Annotated in this window: 2 protein-coding genes and 1 pseudogene; 2 read left to right on the top strand and 1 reads right to left on the bottom strand. The window is 60.3% G+C overall.

The features are described 5' to 3' along the window. Positions 1-114: 114 nt before the first annotated feature. Positions 115-260, bottom strand: a pseudogene (locus CO676_RS34170) (transposase); the annotation flags it as partial. Positions 261-768: 508 nt separating this feature from the next. Between CO676_RS34170 and CO676_RS36725 the strand changes: the two are divergent. After that, positions 769-1,131 (top strand): hypothetical protein, encoded by a 363-nt coding sequence (locus tag CO676_RS36725; RefSeq protein WP_245424668.1) that lies wholly within the window; start codon positions 769-771, stop codon positions 1,129-1,131. A 57-nt stretch (positions 1,132-1,188) separates the two neighbouring features. Continuing rightward, a complete protein-coding gene (locus tag CO676_RS36720) occupies positions 1,189-1,659 on the top strand; it encodes a site-specific integrase (RefSeq protein WP_245424666.1) in 471 nt (156 codons plus the stop codon). Positions 1,660-1,945 lie beyond the last annotated feature (286 nt).

Genomic DNA, 1,945 nt, shown 5'->3' with positions numbered 1-1,945 from the left:
CTTTCCCCAGCCAAGTTTCACTTGTGCAAGAGCCTGGTTTCTTCGTTAGCTAAAGCGCGCTTCTCGTAACGTCGGCTTTTTGGGGCGTCTAGCCGATGTATCGATAGCCGTAGGGCGCCCCGCCGTTCCCGAGTACTGACGCGCGACACCGGCGGAACTGTCGCCCTTCTTCACAAATCTCGTCTCGTCGACGATCAGGACGCCATCTCATCACCAAACGCCTCCACCACATAATCGCGAACCGCGTCAAGCAGCCGATCTGCGGTAACCGCCCGATTGGCACCGCCTGCCGGCTATCGTCGTGATGGCCTAAGACACGTCGTTAGCGAGTGTCTTAGGCGAGGTTTGCGATGCGGGTGGAAATTCTTGGGCAGGAACGGCGGCGGCGGTGGTGCGACAAACAGAAGCTCGAGATTCTCATGTCGGTTGGGATCGACGGGGCGACGGTGACTGAGGTTGCGCAGCGACACGATGTGACACGACAGCAGATTTACACCTGGCGCAGTGAGCTGAAGAGAAGGGACTGTTGTCGCCTTCTGCGAATGCGGTGTTTGTTCCCGTGGAGATGAATGGGACGCAGACCGAGCGCCGCGGGGACCAGCAGGACCCCTCTGGGATGATCGAGTTGCGATTGGCCTGCGGTCGCAGCCTTTGCTTCGACAGCGGCGTGGATGCCGCAACGCTGACGCGGCTTATCCGGGCGGTGGAGCCGGCATGATTGGACCAGGGACCGGGGTTCGGGTCTATCTTGCCTGTGGAGCCACCGACATGCGTAAGGGGATCGAAGGTCTGGCTGCGCTTGCGCAGGAAGTGGCGGGATCGTCGGGAAGATCACGCTTGCTTTTCCGACCAAGCCGCTGTGCCCTATTTCCCGAAGTGCCATTCGCTGACGAGCGGAACCGCTATTTGCATCACTGCGCCACACTCGGAGCGAGACCCGAAGTTCTCAGGGTTAAACGCAACGAACTCCTGTGGATCGCGCGACATCTCGGCCCGGAGGCCGCGGCTGGCGTCGGCATGGCGGAGTTGTTGCCGATCGCGCAGGCTCGGCAGAATCTTCAGGGTGCGGCTACCGCTGCACGTCGGGTCATCGATATTGGTCGTCCCTGGCTGAAGTTCCTTGGCTGGTGACGTGAGCCCACTGTCATATTGTCGTACCAGGCGCAACTCGACCGGTATGTTGCCTGGATGCGCGACGAACGCGGGTTGACACCGTCGACAGTGGAGCAATGGGGGCGCATAGCCGGCAGATTCTTGCTGTGGTGCGAACAGTCGAACCACCGGCTCAAGGATTTGAAGGCAGAAGACATCGACAACTATATAGCGATCCAAGGGGCCGGACGCTGGGGCCGTGTCTCGATTGCACACATCGTCTCAGCCTTGCGCGGATTTCTTCGATATGCGGCAAAAGAGGCTTGGTGCTCAGACCGCTTAGCGACGTCAACATCGCGGCCTCGGCTTTATCGGCAAGAAACTCTTCCATATGCCCCAGATTGGTCCGACGTCCAAAAGATGTTGGCTGATGTCGCCCCGCGACATCCGAGACCGCGCGATCCTAATGTTGCTGGCGGTGTATGGTATGCGGCGCGGCGAAGTAGCCGCGTTGCGGCTCGACCCAAATCGACTGGGCGGGGGGAACGCTTCGGCTTTTCCGCTTAAAGCGCCGACAAGCCCAGATCTATCCGCTGGTGCCCTCCGTTGCGGAAGCATTGGCACGCTACGTGGACACAGTCCGCCCGCCGTCGTCGTGCAGAGAAGTTCTCCTCCGGATGCAGGCGCCTCGACAACCCTTAGGGACCTCCAGCATTTACAGCGTCGCCAATCGGCGATTTGCCGCGCTCGGTATTCAAGCGGCGCATCGCGGCGGGCACGCTTTGCGCCATGCCTATTGCCTCACCCAGGAATGTTACCGGAGTTCTGTGCGCTGAGATGGCCGTTATCTTCT

Source organism: Sinorhizobium sp. BJ1 (assembly GCF_002531555.1).
In the GTDB taxonomy this organism is placed as follows: Bacteria; Pseudomonadota; Alphaproteobacteria; order Rhizobiales; family Rhizobiaceae; genus Sinorhizobium; species Sinorhizobium fredii_B.
This window is presented reverse-complemented; position numbering and strand designations above follow the sequence as displayed.

Excerpts from the sequence above, each read along its gene's own strand:
- CO676_RS36720 (WP_245424666.1), top strand. The coding sequence starts at position 1,189 with ATGCGCGACGAACGCGGGTTGACACCGTCGACAGTGGAGCAATGGGGG.
- CO676_RS36725 (WP_245424668.1), top strand. The coding sequence starts at position 769 with ATGCGTAAGGGGATCGAAGGTCTGGCTGCGCTTGCGCAGGAAGTGGCG.